This window comes from Oceaniglobus indicus, assembly GCF_002751875.1.
GTDB classification, from domain to species: Bacteria; Pseudomonadota; Alphaproteobacteria; order Rhodobacterales; family Rhodobacteraceae; genus Oceaniglobus; species Oceaniglobus indicus.
This window is the reverse complement of sequence record NZ_NMZM01000001.1, coordinates 109951-126028: the sequence shown is the minus strand read 5'-3', so window position 1 is coordinate 126028 and position 16078 is coordinate 109951. Positions and strand designations below refer to the sequence as shown.

The window sequence follows — 16078 nt, the reverse complement described above, 5'->3', positions numbered from 1 at the left end:
TTAGAAACCCTGAATCCCGCACATCATCCCGTGCTTTCAGGCCACCGATGCCACCGCATGTGCGCCGAACCGCGCCTGCGGCAGGTTCACCCGAAACGCGGCCCCGCCCTGCCCCGGCAGATACGAGATCTGACCGCCCAGCCGCGCCACGATCTCGCGACAGATGGCAAGACCGAGACCCGCGCCGGCGATGCGTGTCTGGCCGAGGCGCGAGAATTTCTCGAAGATGACAGCGTGTTGCGCCATCGGAATACCGCCGCCGTTGTCGATGAAATCGACGTTGATCCCGTCGCCACAGGCGCTGACGGTGATCCGCAATTCGGGCGACGGCGCATCACAGTATTTGGCGGCGTTGGCGATGATGTTGATGAACACCTGCGTCAGCCGGTCGGCGTCGGTGTGCAGCATCAGCCGTTCGTCGGCCACAACCCGGCGGATCGTCAGCCGCGCGCCATCGCTCAGCGCGGCGGTGCAGGCGCGGTCGATCACGTCCGTCAGCTCCACATCGGTTTCGTGCAGGTTGATCTGGCCGTTCTCCAGCACCGACAGATCCAGCAGATCGTCCAGCAGACGGGTCAGGCGCAGGGCCTCGTCGTGGATGATTCCGGCATAGCGGTCGCGCGTCTCGCGGTCCATGCCGGCCTCGCGCAGGATTTCCGAGAACGCGCGGATCGACGTCATCGGCGTGCGCAGTTCGTGGCTGATCTGGCTGAGAAACGCGTCCTTCTGGATGGAAATAGCTGTCAGCTTCTCGTTCGCCTCGCGCAACTGGCGGGCGGTGCGGCCCAGTTCCTCGGATTTCGCCTCGAGCTGGATGGAATGTTCCATCATCTGCGCCGATTCGTCGGCCACGCGCATCAGATCAGCGACCGAAACCGCGCCGCTTCCGGCGATCTGGCCCAGCATGGCGTGGGCGGTGGCGGCGCCCACCGACCCGGCCATCTCGCGTTCCAGCCGTTCCAGGAAATCCGACGTCACGTCGGGCAGATAACCATCCTTGCCCTGGCGCGCGGCGGTGGCCTGAAACAGCGCCTGCGCCTCGCGCGCGCCGAGGATCCGTTGTGCCATCATCAGCAGGTCCTCGGCTTCGGCCGTGGTCGGGCTGCGGCCCTTGTGGGCCGTCGAAAAGCGAAAGACGTTGACGAATTCCGACCCCTGAAGCCGCTCCAGCGGGCCGGGAAAGCCCAGCAGCGACACGACCACGAAGACCGACGCGTTCAACCCCAGCGACCACAGCGTCGCATGCACCAGCGGATCCAGCCCGTCGATCCCGAACAGCGCCCGGGGCCGCAGCCAGCCGATGTCGAACGGCCCGTCGGCCAGGAATTGCGCGGACATCACCGTGCCCGTGCCGATGCCCGGCAGAAACAGCGCATAGATCCAGATCACGAACCCGACGATCAGCCCCGCCGCCGCACCGTTGCGCGTGGCGCCGCGCCAGAACAGCCCGCCGACAAGCGCCGGCATCACCTGGGCCACGCCCAGAAAGGCGATCAGACCGATGGCAGCCAGCGCGCCGCCCCCGCCCGACAGGCGATAATAGAGATAGCCCAACGCCAGCACGCCGGCGATGGACAGGCGCCGCGCGCGCAGCACCACGTTGCGCACGTCGCCCGACAACGTCGCATCGCCGCGCCGCGCGTTCAGCCAGATCGGCATGACGATGTTGTTGGACACCATGGTCGACAGCGCGATGGCGGCGACGATCACCATCGACGTGGCCGACGAGAACCCGCCGAGAAACACCAGCATCGCCAGCCATTCCTTGTCGAACGCCAGCGGCACGTTCAGCACGAACAGGTCGGGGTTCGACCCGGCCGGCAGGACGGCAAGGCCGACAACGGCGATCGGCACGACGAACAAGCTCATCGCGAGCAGATACAGCGGAAAGGCCCAGGCGGCGGTGGCCAGGTGGGTTTCGTCGGTGTTCTCGACCACCATCACCTGAAACATCCGCGGCAGGCAGACGAACGCCGTGGCCGCCAGCAGCAACAGCGTGACCCACCGGCCCTGTTGCATCTGCCATTGTGCGATGGGGCTGGCATCGATCAGGGCGAACACTGCCGTCGGCCCGCCGGCCACCCCCCAGACGACGAAGGCGCCGACGGCAAGGATCGCCACCAGCTTGACCACCGCCTCGACCGCGATGGCGGTGACGATGCCGTGGTGATGTTCGTTGACATCCAGATTGCGGGTGCCGAACAGGATGGTGAACAGGGCCAGACCCGCCGCCACCCACAATCCGGTGGATGTCTCGTCGCCCACGCCGCCATCGGTAAAGACCGAAAACGACAGTGTCACCGATTGCAGTTGCAGCGCGATATAGGGGGTGGTGCCGATCACCGCCAGTAGCGTCACCAAGACGCCAAGCGCGGTGGATTTGCCATAGCGCGACGAAATCAGGTCGGCGATCGAGGTGATGCGCTGGGCCCGCCCGATGCGCACCAGCTTGCGCAGCATGGCCCACCAGCCGACGATCACCAACGTCGGACCCAGATAGATCGTGACGAACTCCAGCCCCGAGCGCGCGGCGTATCCCACCGCGCCATAGAACGTCCAGGCCGTGCAATAGATCGACAGCGACAACGTATAGACCAGCGGCGAGCGCAGGATGCCCAGCCGCCCGGCCCTTGCGCGCTTTTCCGCGGCAAAGGCGACGATGAACAGCAGCGCGGAATAGGCAAGGCACGCCGCCAGCAGCAGGTTGAACGACAGTGTCACGGCGCGGCGTCCGGGCCGTCACGTCCGCGCCCGCCCGCCTCGCCGCGCACCAGGACCCGTGACAGGATCGCCGCGATGACGATCAGACCCGTCCAGATCGCGAACAGGTACAGCCCGCCGACAGCGGTTCGCGTGCCGCCCGACACGAACCAGAGCATCGGCAGAAGAAACAGCACTGCACCGACCACGGGAAGAAGCCGCGCGGCATCCATCAGCCGACGCCGGCGATAGGTCGCCCGCGCCAGGAACAACGGCGCGTCGCGCGGCGGATCAGGCGGCATCGTGTCCGCCCAGCTCGCGCAGGCAATCGACGATATCCGAGTTTGAGAACGGTTTGGTCATGAAGCGGCTGGCGCCCGCAGCCTCGGCCATTTCCCGGTCGCGCCGTTGCCCGCGCGCCGTCAGCATCAGCACCGGGATCGCGCTGGTGTCGGGGGCCGTGCGCAGATCGCGCAGGATGTCGAACCCCGACCGCCCGGGCAGCATGGCGTCCAGCACGATGACATCCGGCCGGCGCCGCGCCACGGCATCAAGGGCAGTCGCGCCGTTGGAATGGGTGTCGACGGCCCACCCTTCGCGCGTCAGAAGATAGCGCACCGCCTCGACGATGTTTGGCTCGTCCTCGATCAGCAAGACACGTTTGCCCAACCGCTTTCCTCCCTGTGCGCCCGGCCTTTGCGGCCCTCTTGCGCGGGTCGAGTATGGCGCCCCGCCCCGGTCGTGTCAAAGATGCATGAACCCGAATGTCGGCCTGTAACACGGTCCGCCACAGCGTCGTGCAACCTGACATTGCATGGCTCGGGGTCTTACCCCGTCAGCGCGACGATCGCCGGCTCGCGGCGCACGGTGCAGTCGGGATGGGGGCAGATGCGACAGCCCGCACCGACCCGCAACGTGGCCTGCGCCTGGGCGCGCGCCGGCAGGATCAGCATCGCCGACCGGAACACCGGCGGCGTATCGAAGGTGGCGACACCATGGGGCAACGCGACGGCATAGGCGTCAAAGCGGCGCGGCGTCCGGCCGACGGTCTCCAGCTGTCGATACAGGGGGATCGCCGGCGCGGCCAACGCCCCATACAGCGGCCACAGCGCACAGCCCGCGCCGAACCGCGGCAGATCGAAGCCGGACACCGGCCTTCGGAACGTCTGCACCCCGGTCGCGTCACAGATCACCAGGCCCGCGCGGCTGCCGCCGATGCCGCCGGGAAACAGCGTCAGTCGGCGGAACAGCCGGTGCAGATCGCCGCCCATTTCGCCGGCAAGGGCCGGAATGTCTGTGCCATGGCGCGCAATGGCATCGGCCACCCGGTCCGCGGGCAGCGCCGCCGCGTCGGCGCGCAGCGTGTCCAGCAGATCGGCGATCAACGCCCGCGCCGCGCCGCCAACGGTGTCGGGCGGCGCCATGTCCGGGTCGGGCCCCTCGGCGGGAAAGGTGAAATCGCGTTCGGCCAGCCAGGCGTCGACCTCCTCCTGGGGGGACATGGGCGTGCGCTCGGGGTGTGCCGCGCCGTCCAGATAGGCCACCAGCGATTGCGCGCTCTCGGTCAACCGCTGGCTGTCTTCATGGATGTTGCGATGGAACCGCGCCTGCCATTCGGCATCCATCGCGCCGTCGCCCATCAGGATGCCGCTGCTGGAACGGATCGCCGTGACCGAGGACAGGACATCATGCAACGATTCGGACAGGAACGGATCGTGGGTCATGCGATCGTTCATTTCGGTCAGTGCCCGTTCCAGCCCGGCGATGCGCGCCGCCTGGTCGGTGACAAGCCGGGCCCAGCCGGGAAACCGGGCCGCAATCGCTTCGGGGTCTTCCAGCGGATCGCCCTGATGCCCCGGCGGGCGCTGCGCCGCGGCGGCGCGCAACCCGTCCAGTTGCGCCCCCTCCGCCCCTTCGGCCAGTTGCCCGCTGTCGGTGTCCAGCGCCGCGGCGATCGCCGACAACAGCTTGCCCCCCACCTGGCGGTGATCGTGTTCGATCAGGTTGAGATACGAGGCCGATATGCCCAGGGTGCGTGCCAGATCGGCCTGGCGGATCCCCAGATCCCGGCGGCGGGCGCGAATACGGGGGCCTGCGGCCCGCTTCGATGGCGTGCGCGACATGGAATTTATCCCTTTTCTTCAGGCACTTTCTGCGCTGCGTCGAAAATTACTTTACAGAATTATACGGCAATCTGTTCAGAAATTGACAGAATTATCTTTTCACTTGAACAACTTGTTGTGTGGTTTGCAAGACGGCCGCATTGTTGACGCAGTCCTGTAAAGGGACCGAAGCCGCCGTCAACGGCGCTTTGCGACCGAACGCACGGTCAAGTCTTTCTGGGAGGAAAAGCATGACGAAATCGAAACTGACACGTCGCGGCCTGATCCGCACCGGCGCCGTCACCGCCGGCGGCCTGGCCATGCCGACGATCTTTACCAGTCAGGTCTGGGGCCAGACCGATACCGGCTTCACCAACGCGCCCACGGGCGATACCGTGACCCTGGGCTTCAACGTGCCCCAGTCAGGCCCCTATGCCGATGAAGGCGCGGACGAACTGCGCGCGTTCGAGTTGGCGGTCGAGCATCTGAACGGCGAAGGCGACGGCGGCATGTTGTCCACCTTCAGCAGCAAGACGCTGGAAGGCAACGGCATCCTGGGCAAGAAGGTCGCCTATGTCAGCGGCGACACCCAGACGAAATCGGACGCCGCCCGTGCATCGGCCAAGTCGATGATCGAAAAGGATGGCGCGATCATGATCTCGGGCGGCTCCAGCTCGGGCGTTGCGGTCGCGGTGCAGGGATTGTGCCAGGAGGCCGGCATCATCTTCATGTCCGGCCTGACCCATTCCAACGACACCACCGGCAAGGACCGCAAGGCGAACGGCTTCCGCCACTTCTTCAACGCCTACATGTCCGCCGCCGCGCTGGCGCCAGTGCTGTCGCAGCTGTATGGCAATGATCGCAAGGTCTATTCGCTGACCGCCGATTACACCTGGGGCTGGACCCAGCAGGAATCGATCCAGGCTGCGACCGAGGAGCTGGGCTGGGAGACGATCACCGACGTGCGCACGCCGCTGGCGGCCACCGATTTCTCGTCCTACATGACGCCGGTGCTGAATTCGGGCGCCGATGTGCTGATCCTGAACCACTACGGCGGGAACATGGTGAACTCGCTGACCAACGCGGTTCAGTTCGGCCTGCGTGACAAGCAGGTGAACGGCAAGAACTTCGAAATCGTCGTGCCGCTGTATTCCGAGCTGATGGCCAAGGGAGCGGGCAAGAACATCACCGGCATCGTCGGCTCGCAAAACTGGGACTGGAAGCTCGAGAACGAAAAGGGCGACCGTTACGCCGGCACCAATGCGTTCGTCCAGTCGTTCGGCACCAAATACGGCTTCCCGCCGTCGCAGGCCGCCCAGACCTGTTACGCGCAGACCCTGCTGTATGCGGATGCGGTCAACCGCGCCAAATCCTTCAACCCCTGTGCGGTTGTCGAGGCGCTGGAGGATTTCGAATTCGACGGTCTGGGCAACGGTCCCACGCTGTACCGCGCGGCCGATCACCAGTGCTTCAAGGACGTCGTCGTGGTGCGCGGCAAGGAAAACCCCGAGAACGAATTCGATCTGGTCGAAATCGTCGAGGTCACGCCCGCCGAGCAGGTCACCTATGACCCCGAGCATCCGATGTTCGCCGGTGGCGACCTGGGTGAATGCAACCCCGGCGCCTGACGCGGATCGGGCTTCCCTGACAGGACCCAATCGGGAGCGGCGATGCCGCTCCCCCGCGCGAACCCGCCGCCCACACCCGGGCGGCGGCCTTCCTTCCCCCGTTTCCGACGAGGCACCCGATGGACGCAATCCTGCTGCAAATCCTCAACGGTCTGGACAAGGGATCGGCCTATGCGCTGATCGCCCTCGGCCTTACGCTCATTTTCGGCACGCTTGGCGTCGTGAACTTCGCCCATGGGGCTTTGTTCATGCTGGGCGCCTTCTGCGCCGTCACCATCTCGAAGCTGTTCAACCTGTCGCACAAGGCGTCCGAGCCTTCGGGCGTCGATTTCCTCGGCAATCCGAAATACGAGGACGTGCTCTATGTCGAAGACTGGTTCGGCGAGCGCCTGGGCGGCTGGATGCTGGACTGGTCGGTGCCGCTGTCGATCCTGTTCGCCATCCCGATCATGATCGGCATCGGCTATGTCATGGAACGCGGGCTGATCAAGCATTTCTACAAGCGCCCCCATGCCGATCAGATCCTGGTCACCTTTGGCCTGGCCATCGTGTTGCAGGAGGTGATCAAGTATTTCTACGGCGCCAACCCGATCCCGACGCCGGCCCCCGAGATGTTCCGCGGCAGCTTCGATTTCGGCGCGGCGCTGGGCTTTGATGCCAATACCATCATCTATCCCTACTGGCGCATGGTCTATTTTGTCTTTTCGCTGGTGATCATCGGCGGCGTCTTTGCCTTCCTGCGCTTCACCACCTTCGGCATGGTCGTGCGCGCCGGCATGGCGGACCGCGAGACGGTGGGCCTTCTGGGTATCGACATCGACCGGCGGTTCACCATCATGTTCGGCATCGCCGCCGCCGTCGCCGGCCTGGCGGGCGTGATGTACACGCCGATCAATTCGCCGAACTATCACATGGGCATGGATTTCCTGGTGCTGTCCTTCGTCGTCGTGGTCGTCGGCGGCATGGGATCGCTGCCCGGCGCGGTGCTGGCCGGGTTCCTTCTGGGGGTGCTCGAATCCTTTGCCTCGATGAACCAGATCAAATCGCTGCTGCCCGGAATTGACCAGATCATCATCTATCTGGTGGCGATCGCGATCCTGCTGACACGGCCCCGCGGACTGATGGGTCGCAAAGGCGTGATGGAGGAATAGACATGCTTGGACTGAACAAGAAAGACACCACGATCCTGATCGTCGTGGCCGTGCTGACCATGGCCGCCCCCTTCATCCTGAACCCCTTTCCCACCAATTCGTCGCTGGCGCAGTTCAACGCGGGTTATCCCGACCTGATGCAGCGGTTCGTGATCTACGGAATCTTCGCCATCGGGTTCAACATCCTGTTCGGGCTGACCGGTTACCTGTCCTTCGGACACGCCGCGTTCCTGGGGATCGGCAGTTATTCGGCGGTCTGGATGTTCAAGCTGCTGTCGTTCAACGTCATTCCGGCCATCGCGCTGTCGATTGTCGTGGCGGGACTGTTTTCAGTGGTGATCGGCTATATCTCGCTGCGCCGCTCGGGGATCTATTTCTCGATCCTGACACTGGCCTTCGCGCAGATGTCGTTCAACCTCGCGTATTCGGTCCTGTCGAACCCCAAGTTCAACCTGACCAACGGCGAAACCGGATTGCAGGTCTATGGCTCGGATCCGCAATACCTCAAGGGGTCGGGACCGGACGTCACGCATATCTTCGGGCTCGAGATGCGCGCGACCGAAACGCTGAAGCTGGGCGGCTGGTCGTTCGATTTCAATGTCGGTTATTACCTGTGCGCGCTGATATTGCTGGTGTCGTTCTATATTTCGGTGCGGATCTTCCGCTCGCCCTTCGGCATGATGCTGCGGGCGGTGAAGTCCAACCAGCAGCGGATGAACTATACCGGTCTGAACTCGCGCCCCTATACCCTGGCGGCCTTCGTGATCTCGGGCATGTATGCCGGGCTGGCCGGCGGTCTGCTGGCGGCGATGGACCCCCTGGCCGGCGCCGAGCGGATGCAGTGGACCGCCTCGGGCGAGGTCGTTCTGATGACCATTCTCGGCGGCGCGGGCACCCTGATCGGGCCGGTCCTGGGTGCCGGTTTCATCAAGTATTTCGAGAATATCTTCAGCAAGATCAACGACAACGTGCTGCACACATGGTTCGCGGCCCTGCCCGACGGGATGGAGGATTTCCTGATCACCATCGTGCATCCGTTCGTCGGCAAGGGCTGGCATCTGACGCTGGGCCTGATGTTCATGGCCGTTGTGATCTTCCTGCCCGGCGGCCTTGTGCAGGGCGGACAGAAAATCGGTCGACTGTTCCGGCGCAGGGGCGCGAATGCCCCCGGTCCCGAGGGCGAAGCCGCCCGCAAGCAACCCGCGGAATGAGGAGCAGAACCATGGGACTTCTCGAAATCAAGAACGTGGGCAAGCGGTTCGGCGGACTCAAGGCGCTGGACAACGTGAACCTCAGCGTGGCGGAAAACACCGTTCATGCGATCATCGGGCCGAACGGTGCGGGCAAATCGACGTTGCTGAACTGCCTGATCGGCAAGCTGATCCCCGACACCGGCAGCGTCATGTTCGACGGCCAATCGGTGCTGGGCCGCAAACCCCACGAGATCAACCAGATGGGGATTTCACGGGTGTTTCAGACGCCCGAGATCTTTGGCGACCTGACGGTGTTCGAAAACGTCATGATCCCGATCTTCGCCAAGCGTGACGGCGCCTTCGCCCTGCACGCGCTGCGCCGCGTTCTGTCGGACCGCGACATCGTCGAAAGAACCGAAATGATGCTGGCCGACGTGAACATGCTGGACAAGCGCGACGCCCACGCCGCATCGCTGTCGCGCGGCGACAAGCGGCGTCTGGAAATGGCGATGTGCCTGTCGCAACAGCCCAAGCTGTTGTTGCTGGACGAACCGACGGCGGGCATGGCGCGCGCCGACACCAACAATACCATCGATCTGCTGAAAGAGATCAAGCACAAGCGCGACATCACCATGTGCATCATCGAACACGACATGCACGTCGTGTTCTCGCTGGCGGAACGGATCACGGTTCTGGCCCAGGGCACCCCCCTGGTCGAGGATTCGCCCGACAACATCAAGGGTCACCCGAAAGTCCGCGAAGCCTATCTGGGCGAAGCACAGGTCTGAGCGCAGGGGGCACCCCGCGCGCGACAGGAACGAGGATCGAACATGAACGCCGCCTTCGACAAGAACGTCAACAACGCCGCCACCGCCGCCAAATTTCTTTCCGTCTGGAATATCGAGGCGTATTACGGCGAAAGCTATATCGTCCAGAACATCAGCTTCAATGTCCACGAGGGCGAGATCCTGGCGCTTCTGGGGCGCAACGGCGCGGGCAAGACGACGACCCTGCGCACCATCGCCCGCATGGCCAACCCCGAACTGCGGCACGGCGAAATTTGGCTGGACCATCAACCGCTGCACAAGATGAAATCGCACCAGGCCGCCGCCGCGGGCATCGCCCTGGTGCCCGAGGACCGGTGCATCATCGCCGGATTGACCGTCGAGGAAAACCTGAAGCTGGCCCAGATCGCGCCGCCCATCGGCTGGTCGATCGAACGGGTCTATGACCTGTTCCCGCGCCTGCGCGAGCGGCGCAAGCAGGAAGGCGTGACCCTGTCGGGGGGTGAGCAGCAGATGCTGGCCATCGCCCGCGCCTTGTGCCGCGATATCAAGGTATTGCTGCTGGACGAACCCTATGAGGGGCTGGCCCCCGTCATCGTTCAGGAGATCGCCAAGACGCTGAACATCATCCGCGATCAGGGCATCACCACGGTGATCGTCGAACAGAACGCGGTCGCTGCGCTGAAACTGGCCGACCGGGCGGTGATCCTGGATACCGGATCGGTGGTCTATGACGGATCCGCCCAAGAGGTGCTGGACGACGAGAAGCTGAGGGCCGAATATCTGGCCATCTGAGGGCGAATCGGATGCCGTGCCTGCGCGCCGATTCACCGACCGAACGGGAGAACACCATGACCGACACGACCTATCCGCCAAGTGACGCCTTTGCCGCCGGCTCCCACGCGGACCGCGCAACCTATGATCGCATGTATGCCGAGTCGATCAAGGGTCCCGATGCGTTCTGGGCCGAGCATGGCAAGCGTGTGGATTGGATGAAACCGTTCACGACGGTCAAATCGGTGTCGTTCGACCCCGGCAACATCGCGATCAAGTGGTTCGAGGACGGCACCCTGAACGTCGCCGCCAACTGCATCGACCGTCACCTGAAGGATCGCGCCGAACAGACCGCGATCATCTGGGAGCCGGACGACCCCGAAGACGACGCGCTGCACATCACCTATCGCGAGCTGCACACCAACGTCTGCCGGTTTGCGAATGTCCTCAAGGAACTGGGCGTCAAGCGCGGCGACCGGGTCGTGCTGTACATGCCGATGATCCCCGAGGCCGCCTATGCCATGCTGGCCTGTGCGCGGATCGGCGCGATCCACTCAATCGTTTTCGCCGGTTTCTCGGCCGAGGCGCTGGGGGCACGGATCAACGCCTGCGACGCCCGCGTGGTCATCACCGCCGATGGCGCGCCGCGCGGCGGTCGTGCGACCAACCTCAAGGACAACGTGAACAAGGCGTTGCGCCACGATCTGAACGACGTGAAATGCCTGGTGGTCCGGCGTACCGGCCAACAGATCGCCTGGCGCCCCGAATGCGATTACTGGCTGCACGAGATGCAGGAAGGCGTGTCGGACGATTGCCCCCCGGAAGAGATGATGGCCGAGGATCCGCTGTTCATCCTCTATACCTCGGGCTCGACCGGGCAACCCAAGGGCGTTGTGCATACCACCGGCGGCTATCTGGTCTATGCGGCCATGACCCACCAATACACGTTCGACTATCACGACGGCGACGTGTTCTGGTGCACCGCCGATGTCGGCTGGGTGACTGGCCATTCCTATATCATCTATGGCCCGCTGGCGAACGGCGCGACGACACTGATGTTCGAGGGCGTGCCGACCTGGCCCGACGCCGGGCGTTTCTGGGCGGTGTGCGAAAAGCACAAGGTCAACCAGTTCTATACCGCGCCCACCGCGATCCGCGCGCTGATGGGCAAGGGAAAGGAGCCGGTCGAGAAATACGACCTGTCGGCGCTGAAGCTGCTGGGCACGGTGGGCGAGCCGATCAATCCCGAGGCCTGGAACTGGTACAACGAAGTGGTCGGCAAGGGCAAATGCCCCATCGTCGACACCTGGTGGCAGACCGAAACAGGGGGCCACATGATGACACCGCTGCCCGGCGCCATCGCCACGAAACCGGGGTCGGCCACCCTGCCCTTCTTCGGCATCGAACCGGTCATCCTGGATCCGACCAGCGGCAAGGAGATCGACGAAAATCCGGCCGAGGGCGTGCTGTGCATCAAGAACAGCTGGCCGGGCCAGATGCGCACCGTCTATGGCGATCACGTCCGGTTCGAGAAGACCTATTTCTCGGACTACAAGGGCTATTACTTCACCGGCGACGGCTGCAAGCGCGACGCCGACGGGTATTACTGGATCACCGGGCGGGTGGATGACGTAATCAACGTCAGCGGTCACCGCATGGGAACGGCCGAGGTCGAATCGGCCCTGGTGGCCCACGAAACCGTGGCCGAGGCGGCGGTGGTCGGATACCCCCACAAGCTCAAGGGTCAGGGCATCTATGCCTACGTGACGTTGATGAACGGCGTCGAACCGTCCGACGAGTTGCGCAAGACGCTGGAAGCGTTCGTGCGCTCGGAAATCGGGCCGATCGCCAAGCCGGATCTGATCCAATGGGCGCCGGGTCTGCCCAAGACCCGGTCGGGCAAGATCATGCGCCGGATCCTGCGCAAGATTGCCGAAAACGATCACACCACCCTTGGCGACACGTCGACCCTTGCCGATCCCGATGTGGTGGACGACCTGATCGCCAATCGGATGAACCGCGACTGAAACGCACCGGGCCCGCCCCCACGCGGTCGGGCCCGCACGACACCACCGCGACTCTGTGCGCCGCGCGACGATGCGACGGAACCAGGGGTCGCGTTCGGGCTTGTATCTCCAAACGCCACCTTGCGAAGGAGAACACCATGTTCGACACCAGACACGCCCTTCTCGCGGCAACCGCCTCGCTGGCCCTTGCCGCTGCGCCCGCCTTTGCGGACACCCACACCACCACGGTCGAAGACCCCGACGCGACCACCATGCAGGACGCCGGCACCGCGATCGAGGATGCAGCGGAAACCACCGGCCAAGCCTTGGAAAACGCGGCCGATTCCACCGCCGATGCGACCGCTGAACTGGCCGATGACGCCGCCATCGCGGCCGGCAACCTGGCAGATCGGATCGACAACGAATGGAGCGAGATCGCGGATGCCCGGATGAGCGACCTTGTCGGCGCCAACCTTGTCACCGCCACCGGCGAGGACGTGGGAGAGATCGAGAATTTTGCCCTGCAGAACGGCAATCTCGTTGCGCTTGCGGGGATCGGCGGATTCCTGGGGTTGGGCGAACACGACGTTGCGCTGGACATGTCGCGCCTCGCCTATGACCGGGAAAACGACAATTTCATCGTCGAAGGATACACCCAGGAAGATCTGGAAAACATGCCGCAATACGATGATGCGACAGTGACCGTTCTGGAAAACCCCAACATGACACTGCGTGAGGTCGTCGCCCGCTGACCTCTCGAACGTTCAACGCACAGAAGCAAGCGATCGAGGCCGCAACATCCCACGATGTTGCGGCCTTTTTCATTCATATCGGCGAGAGCGGACGACGGCTTGTCGGCAAGGATCGTCCTTGAGCCTTACTGCGGATCGCAGACCTGCTGACCCGTCGCATCCACAAGGGCGACGCCGGTCTGCGGTTCGGTCGCCTCGATGCCGATACCATAGCATCCGTTCCCATCCTTGATCAGGAAGGACGGATCAACCCCCGGCGGCAAGGCCGCGATCGCTGCGGCCGACGGCCCGCTGGTGGTCTGAACGCATCCCGCCAAAGCAAGGCCCGCCATCACAAAAACCATTCTTTTCAAAGCCATACTGGCCCTCCTTATTCCTGAATCTGAGCTGTCTCGACCACGGCGTGAAACAGAACATTCGTCCCCGCCGCGGCCCATTCGGGGGTGATTTCCTCGGCTTCGTTATGACTCAGCCCATCGACGCAAGGGCACATGATCATGGCCGCCGGAGCGACGCGGTTGATCCAGGCCGCATCGTGACCGGCGCCCGAGATCAGGTCCATATGGCTCAACTCCAGCCGTTCGGCGGCACGGCGCACGGCCGCCACGCAGTCGGCATCGAAGGTGACCGGATCGAACCCGCCGATCTTTTCAAAGCTGACCTCCAGCCCCATGTCGCGACAGATCGCCCCGGCACCTTCCTGCACCTGACGCTCCATATCGCTCAGCGTGGTCAGGTCGGGCGAGCGCAGGTCGATCGTGAACACGGCCCGCCCCGGTATCACGTTGCGCGAATTGGGCGAAATCGCCATGGCCCCCACCGCGCCGCTGGCGTCGGGGGCGTGGATCCAGGCGACTTCATCCACCAGATCGATGATCCGCGCCATGGCCAGTCCGGCATTGCGTCGCATGGCCATCGGGGTCGGGCCGGTATGGCTTTCCTTGCCGGTAATCGTGACCTCGATCCAGGCCAGCCCCTGAACGCCGGTCACGACACCGATGTCGCGGCCTTCGGTTTCAAGGATCGGCCCCTGTTCGATGTGCAGTTCGAAATAGGCATGCATCTTGCGCGCGCCCGTCACCTCGTCACCCGCCCAGCCGATACGGGCCAGTTCATCACCATAGGTCAGACCGTCGGCATCGCGGCGCGCATAGGCCCAATCCTTGTCGTGCAGACCGGCAAAGACGCCCGACGCCAGCATGGCCGGGGCGAACCGCGCGCCTTCCTCGTTGGCGAAATTGGTCACGACGATGGGGTGCTTGGTGCGGATGTCCATGTCGTTCAGGGTGCGGATCACCTCAAGCCCGCCGAGAACGCCCAGCACGCCATCGTATTTGCCGCCCGTCGGCTGGGTGTCGAGGTGGCTGCCGACATAGACCGGCAAGGCGTCGGGGTCCGTCCCCTCACGCCGGGCAAACATGGTGCCCATGGTGTCCAGCCCCATGGTCAGGCCCGCGGCCTCGCACCAGGTGCGAAACAGCGCCCGGCCTTGTGCATCCTCGTCGGTCAGGGTCTGACGGTTGTTGCCGCCTGCCACACCGGGGCCGATCTTGGCCATTTCCATCAGGCTGTCCCACAGGCGGGATCCATCGATCATGAGGTTTGCACCGGGCGATGGCCGTGACGCTGACATTCTGCGTGTTCTCCTTGACGGGCCGGGCCGGTTTCGAAATCTGCCCGACCGGATCGGGCCAAGCTAACAGAGGGGGATCGGCAGTCAAGAACGCCCGCCCATGCCGCAGGCGGCAGGCGTTAACACCTTGGCAAGATTCGCACCCTATCCTTGAGGAAGGATATTCAAGTCACGCGAAACGGACGGAGGAACGAGATGCAGACGATCACACCGGTTGCGACAAGCGGCGTTTCTTCGGCGGATACAGCGGGATGGCGCGATATTCAGGCGGCGTTGCGCAGTGTTCAGAAAAACCGCGGCCTGACGCCCGCCGCCGGATCGGAAACCGTGACCGCCCGGCCGGTCACCGCCGCAACGGGGGCCGAACGGGGCGTCATATTGGCCGCACGAACGCCCGCACATGCCGAAAACCCCCTGGCACCAACCGGTCCGCGTCCGACATTCCAGACAACGCCGCTGGAGAGGTTGCGCATCGACGTGATGGAACGCCGCACGCCCCCCGCGCAGGACGGCCCCGCGCCGACATCCGGCAATGCCGCCGGCATCGAACGGGCAGAAGGTGATACGACCACAACCGTCCATGCGATATATAGAGACACGCAGAACTTCGACCCGGCTGCGAGGCCGAAGCACCAACTGGACATGATAAGCTGAACGCCCGAGCGCTTGCTGCGCACACCATGTCGTGAAGACCTCCCGGCACAAGGCGGCGGTGGTTCATCCCGCGCGCACCATTCCGGGTGGTCCGGAAACCGTCGCGCCATTACGCCTTTTATCCCTTTGTCGTGTGACGTATACCGGGGCAAACCGGCTGGACCCCCGCGCAAGACGGGCGGCGTATCAAGGGATGCACAGAGCATGACAGACGAAACCCACAAATCCGACGTGGCCTTCATTCAGGCGCTGGCGGAATTGCTGCGCGAAAACGACCTGACCGAACTGCGGGTAAAGCGCGAATATGCCGAAGATGACAGTCTTGATGTCCGCGTGCGACGCGGCGGCGCGCCCGTCTATGCCGCCATGCCGGCCCCGGCACAGGCATCCGCGCCCGTTCCGGCATCGGCCGCGGCCCCCGCGCCGGCGCCAGTGAACGACGATCCGGCAAGCCATCCGGGCGCGGTCGGCTCGCCCATGGTGGGAACGGTCTATCTTTCGCCCGAACCCGACAGCGCCCCCTTCGTCAAGGTCGGCGACAGCGTGACCGAAGGTCAGACCCTGCTGATCGTCGAGGCGATGAAGACGATGAACCACATTCCCGCACCGAAGGCCGGCACGGTCAAGCGCATCCTTATCGAGGACGGCGCGCCGGTGGAATATGGTGCACTCCTGATGATCGTCGAATAGGACAGGCCCC

14 protein-coding genes are annotated in these 16078 nt (G+C 64.2%); 8 read left to right on the top strand and 6 right to left on the bottom strand.

Features of this window, described 5'->3' with window-relative positions:
* Window positions 1-36: 36 nt before the first annotated feature.
* The 4 genes from CFP68_RS00555 to CFP68_RS00540 all read right to left on the bottom strand — a co-directional run bounded on the left by CFP68_RS00555 (window position 37) and on the right by CFP68_RS00540 (window position 4823).
* Window positions 37-2721 carry an ATP-binding protein gene (locus CFP68_RS00555; protein ID WP_241523898.1) on the bottom strand — a complete coding sequence of 895 codons (2685 nt, stop codon included), beginning with the start codon at window positions 2719-2721 and terminating at the stop codon, window positions 37-39.
* Window positions 2718-3002 (bottom strand): hypothetical protein, encoded by a 285-nt coding sequence (locus tag CFP68_RS00550; RefSeq protein ID WP_099823362.1) that lies wholly within the window; start codon window positions 3000-3002, stop codon window positions 2718-2720. Before CFP68_RS00550 ends, CFP68_RS00555 begins: the two co-directional genes overlap by 4 nt.
* Window positions 2992-3369, bottom strand: a complete 378-nt coding sequence (locus tag CFP68_RS00545; protein WP_099823360.1) for a response regulator transcription factor — start codon at window positions 3367-3369, stop codon at window positions 2992-2994. The genes CFP68_RS00550 and CFP68_RS00545 overlap by 11 nt, the downstream gene beginning before the upstream one ends.
* A gap of 158 nt (window positions 3370-3527) precedes the next feature.
* Window positions 3528-4823, bottom strand: a complete 1296-nt coding sequence (locus CFP68_RS00540) for a helix-turn-helix domain-containing protein (RefSeq protein ID WP_099823358.1) — start codon at window positions 4821-4823, stop codon at window positions 3528-3530.
* 230 nt (window positions 4824-5053) lie between these two features.
* Here CFP68_RS00540 and CFP68_RS00535 point away from each other — a divergent pair, with 230 nt between their 5' ends.
* The 7 genes from CFP68_RS00535 (at window position 5054) to CFP68_RS00505 (ending at window position 13091) form a co-directional block, all read left to right on the top strand.
* Complete coding sequence (locus CFP68_RS00535; protein ID WP_099823357.1) at window positions 5054-6430, top strand: substrate-binding protein; 1377 nt, start codon at window positions 5054-5056, stop codon at window positions 6428-6430.
* A 119-nt stretch (window positions 6431-6549) separates the two neighbouring features.
* A complete protein-coding gene (locus tag CFP68_RS00530) occupies window positions 6550-7581 on the top strand; it encodes a branched-chain amino acid ABC transporter permease (RefSeq protein WP_099823354.1) in 1032 nt (343 codons plus the stop codon).
* Between the two features lie 2 nt (window positions 7582-7583).
* On the top strand, window positions 7584-8792 hold the full coding sequence (locus CFP68_RS00525) for a branched-chain amino acid ABC transporter permease (protein ID WP_099823352.1): 1209 nt from the start codon (window positions 7584-7586) through the stop codon (window positions 8790-8792).
* Between the two features lie 11 nt (window positions 8793-8803).
* Window positions 8804-9562, top strand: coding sequence for an ABC transporter ATP-binding protein (locus tag CFP68_RS00520; RefSeq protein WP_099823350.1), 759 nt, complete (start codon window positions 8804-8806; stop codon window positions 9560-9562).
* Between the two features lie 42 nt (window positions 9563-9604).
* Window positions 9605-10354, top strand: a complete 750-nt coding sequence (locus CFP68_RS00515; protein WP_099823348.1) for an ABC transporter ATP-binding protein — start codon at window positions 9605-9607, stop codon at window positions 10352-10354.
* A gap of 56 nt (window positions 10355-10410) precedes the next feature.
* Window positions 10411-12360, top strand: coding sequence for an acetate--CoA ligase (gene acs, locus CFP68_RS00510; RefSeq protein ID WP_099824129.1), 1950 nt, complete (start codon window positions 10411-10413; stop codon window positions 12358-12360).
* Between the two features lie 137 nt (window positions 12361-12497).
* Complete coding sequence (locus tag CFP68_RS00505) at window positions 12498-13091, top strand: PRC-barrel domain-containing protein (RefSeq protein WP_099823345.1); 594 nt, start codon at window positions 12498-12500, stop codon at window positions 13089-13091.
* A gap of 125 nt (window positions 13092-13216) precedes the next feature.
* On the opposite strand, the gene CFP68_RS00500 is transcribed toward CFP68_RS00505, so the two are convergent.
* The gene (locus CFP68_RS00500; RefSeq protein ID WP_145953369.1) at window positions 13217-13450 is read right to left on the bottom strand and encodes a hypothetical protein; all 234 of its coding nucleotides are present in this window, start codon (window positions 13448-13450) and stop codon (window positions 13217-13219) included.
* 11 nt (window positions 13451-13461) lie between these two features.
* Complete coding sequence (locus tag CFP68_RS00495) at window positions 13462-14688, bottom strand: Zn-dependent hydrolase (RefSeq protein ID WP_420915806.1); 1227 nt, start codon at window positions 14686-14688, stop codon at window positions 13462-13464.
* 894 nt (window positions 14689-15582) lie between these two features.
* On the opposite strand from CFP68_RS00495, the gene accB reads away from it, so the two are divergent.
* Window positions 15583-16068, top strand: a complete 486-nt coding sequence (gene accB, locus CFP68_RS00485) for an acetyl-CoA carboxylase biotin carboxyl carrier protein (protein WP_099823337.1) — start codon at window positions 15583-15585, stop codon at window positions 16066-16068.
* The last annotated feature ends 10 nt before the right edge of the window (window positions 16069-16078 follow it).

Coding starts and splice junctions, on each gene's coding strand:
- CFP68_RS00550 (WP_099823362.1), bottom strand. CDS start 3,002: ATGCCGCCTGATCCGCCGCGCGACGCGCCGTTGTTCCTGGCGCGGGCG.
- CFP68_RS00540 (WP_099823358.1), bottom strand. CDS start 4,823: ATGTCGCGCACGCCATCGAAGCGGGCCGCAGGCCCCCGTATTCGCGCC.
- CFP68_RS00535 (WP_099823357.1), top strand. CDS start 5,054: ATGACGAAATCGAAACTGACACGTCGCGGCCTGATCCGCACCGGCGCC.
- CFP68_RS00530 (WP_099823354.1), top strand. CDS start 6,550: ATGGACGCAATCCTGCTGCAAATCCTCAACGGTCTGGACAAGGGATCG.
- CFP68_RS00525 (WP_099823352.1), top strand. CDS start 7,584: ATGCTTGGACTGAACAAGAAAGACACCACGATCCTGATCGTCGTGGCC.
- CFP68_RS00520 (WP_099823350.1), top strand. CDS start 8,804: ATGGGACTTCTCGAAATCAAGAACGTGGGCAAGCGGTTCGGCGGACTC.
- CFP68_RS00515 (WP_099823348.1), top strand. CDS start 9,605: ATGAACGCCGCCTTCGACAAGAACGTCAACAACGCCGCCACCGCCGCC.
- acs (WP_099824129.1), top strand. CDS start 10,411: ATGACCGACACGACCTATCCGCCAAGTGACGCCTTTGCCGCCGGCTCC.
- CFP68_RS00505 (WP_099823345.1), top strand. CDS start 12,498: ATGTTCGACACCAGACACGCCCTTCTCGCGGCAACCGCCTCGCTGGCC.
- CFP68_RS00500 (WP_145953369.1), bottom strand. CDS start 13,450: ATGGCTTTGAAAAGAATGGTTTTTGTGATGGCGGGCCTTGCTTTGGCG.
- CFP68_RS00495 (WP_420915806.1), bottom strand. CDS start 14,688: ATGATCGATGGATCCCGCCTGTGGGACAGCCTGATGGAAATGGCCAAG.
- accB (WP_099823337.1), top strand. CDS start 15,583: ATGACAGACGAAACCCACAAATCCGACGTGGCCTTCATTCAGGCGCTG.